General features: G+C 27.4%; 2 protein-coding genes. Both read right to left on the bottom strand.

From position 1 onward, the window contains the following. Positions 1-790: 790 nt before the first annotated feature. Positions 791-1195 carry a hypothetical protein gene (locus tag EK368_RS12840; protein ID WP_129600330.1) on the bottom strand — a complete coding sequence of 135 codons (405 nt, stop codon included), beginning with the start codon at positions 1193-1195 and terminating at the stop codon, positions 791-793. 456 nt (positions 1196-1651) lie between these two features. Beyond that, on the bottom strand, positions 1652-2203 hold the full coding sequence (locus EK368_RS12835) for a sigma-70 family RNA polymerase sigma factor (RefSeq protein ID WP_129600328.1): 552 nt from the start codon (positions 2201-2203) through the stop codon (positions 1652-1654). Positions 2204-2964: the final 761 nt, after the last annotated feature.

The following is a 2964-nucleotide window of genomic DNA, read 5'->3' as shown; positions in this document are numbered from 1 at the left end:
TTATTATAATTCATTAGACAAAGCAAATAGTACTAATGATTATACAGATTTCATAAAATTGGTAGCAGTAGAAGTTGAACGTAGCTTAGATCTTTATATAAGCATTATCAAAAGAATCGATTCTTAAATAAGAGTTGCTTCTTTATTTTTAATTATTATCTAAATATAATAGTTCTTTGTTAGATGTATCAATATTAACACCCTTATAAATAATTTAAAGGACAAACATAAAGTAGATACATAAGCTACAAACTAATGCAAATAATCGCTTAGAGGAAACAAGAGTAGACTTAGAAGATAGATTAAACGAAATAAAAGCTTTAAAAGATCAAAGAGTAGATGAGCTTAACTGTTATCTAAACATATATTTGAAGAATAATTGAAATCTAAATAATTATAGCGTTATTTACCATATAATGTTAAAATGAGGGAGTGTTATTCATACATTAAACTAATGGTTAGTATTTAATTATATATCTTATAGGGAGTGATAACAATAAAACATATACGTACTACAACAAATTTTCTAAGGGCACTAATATTTTTCATGTGGATAATCTTGATTTTGGCCCCTTTTTTTATAATTAGTATAGCAAATGGTGACTGGGTACATATTATAAATGATAGTTTTTTATATCGTTCTTTGCTATGTGGTTATGGATTTATAAGTATTCAATTAGGGTTATATTTTCTTGTTAAAATACGTAATAAAGAAAAAGACAAATAATGTTATTCGTCTTTTTCTTTATATTAGAGAAACTTTTTTTATTTATTCAAATTGATTGTTAAATTAATCTCCCATTTCAATATCTACAATCTCCCAATAATATCCATTGCTACCTTTGTTCCTACCTTTTAATTTAAACTTAACATAGAAATAATCTAGTTTTCTTCCTTTTTTTAAGAAACGTTCTATAGCATCATCTCCTTTTTTGAAATAATCAGTTATTTCTCCAAGACCAACTGTAGATGCTGCCCACATGCCTCCAATTGCGACCGCTGCTTCTTTTAAACATGTTACAGCAAGTCCAGCTCCTAATATAGATGCTAATAATGCTGCAGCATAAGATTGATTTATTTCATCTCTCTCAATTTTTTTTTGTATTGCTTCTAATTCATCATAATGATACCATGCAGGTTTTGTCCATTTATCTTTTGTAGTATTTCCATTACCTCCGTGATCATGATATGGCATAATAAATCTCTCCTTTTCATTTGTTTTTTATTTTTTTACATAATCCTTAATACTTGATATTTATAGATCAAACTACCCTTCAAAACATTTAACTGCATGAGCGCATTTACTCTCATGTTAAATGACAATGCTTATGACCATAGAGTGCCTCATGTCTTCACCGTATAAGTATCAAAGCTACGATTGCTACCTAAGTTACTTATTACCATCTATTTAATTTCCACTAAATTAAAGTTTAATAGGATAACTCTTATGATCTTTATCTTGTAAAAAGACTACTTCAACCGGTTGTTTTGTCTTACACATAATAAAGACAGTTATTTTTACTAAATGTAAACCTTCATTTGAAAACTTTTTTAAAAAAGTTTTTATAAAATAAAAAATCGCCTTTGGTTATAGACGATTCTCTAAAGTATTCTTAAAATTTCTCCCTCCAATATTCTCACCTCCTATGTATCAAGCTATTGAGAAACATTGGGTTTTCAAAGCTTTTTTAAGATTTTTTAATGTTGTATTCTTGGTTTTATTTACAGCTTGTCTAGAAATTTGATATTTTTTTGCAATCTCTATATCCGCATAACCATAGATTAATTTCTCTTTAAGTATGTTCTTTTGTAAAATTGGTAAATCATTGAGCGCTTTTTTTATAAGTAGTACATCTTCTATTTCATAATGACTTTGATCTGCTATGATATCTAGATTTAGTTCAACTTCTGTTTTCTTTCCTTGTACATATTTTTTAAATAAATTGATCTTTCGATTGTCCATAGCATGATAAATATAATTTACGATTGCCCCATCATATTTTTTCTTTAGATCGGCAAATATAGTTCTTTTAATAACTTGGATTAGTTCAATGATTAAATCTGTTTCAGCTTCTTCATAACCTAGTTGTCTACTAAATTTTTTAATAGTTGGTCTAAATTTTTCTATAACTGCTATAAATGCTTCATCATTCCCACGTTTTGCGTCTTTAATCTGTTCAAATAAAGATTTTTCCGTAGTCATTCCCCTTGGATGTTGTAGTAATTCAATAATTAAAGACAGGGTGAAGATGTAAAATGTAAACCTCTTTTATTGAATTTTTGAAAAAAAATGAATATAAGTATATTATTGTAAATAAATGTTAAGATTTGTCGCTAACTATTATACCTGTATCTAAACACAAAAAAAGTAGGAATATTTCCCTGCTTTTAAGCGTCATTAACATAAAATTTTTATAAACCTTATGTTTTAAATAAATCGGCGGATATGTGGCATAAAGCCCAACACAACACAATGTAAATTGTGTTACTATCTAAAATGGGGATAAACGTTGAAATATAAATATTTTGTTAATTATTCACGTTTTTTTCAAAATATATGATTATTCATTGAAGAAATAAAGAGAAAATTGAATATAAATACATTGCAAAAGGCCTCGAAATGACGGCACTGGGGGTGGCAATAAAACATCTCACCTCTATGAAGTGCTAAGGACAAGGCCTTAAGGAGGCTCTGAGAGATCTTTATGGACTTACTATTGTTTTTATATGTGTATTTCTTTATAAAATTTAAAAAAAATTAAAGTAAAAGCATAAACCTACTTGTATGTATGTACACATAATGATTATACTATTAGCATACACAATAAAATCAATCACCATATGAAAAAGCTCCATACAAATATATGAATCTTTTTCATATGGTCTTTCAGGAGGAAAAATTTATGTTGAAATCAAAAGATGCAGTTAGAAAAACATTTTTACTTACACCAGAGCTTGAAAAAG

This window comes from Anaerophilus nitritigenes (genome assembly GCF_004138215.1).
Taxonomy (GTDB): domain Bacteria; phylum Bacillota; class Clostridia; order Peptostreptococcales; family Thermotaleaceae; genus Anaerophilus; species Anaerophilus nitritogenes.
This window is presented reverse-complemented; position numbering and strand designations above follow the sequence as displayed.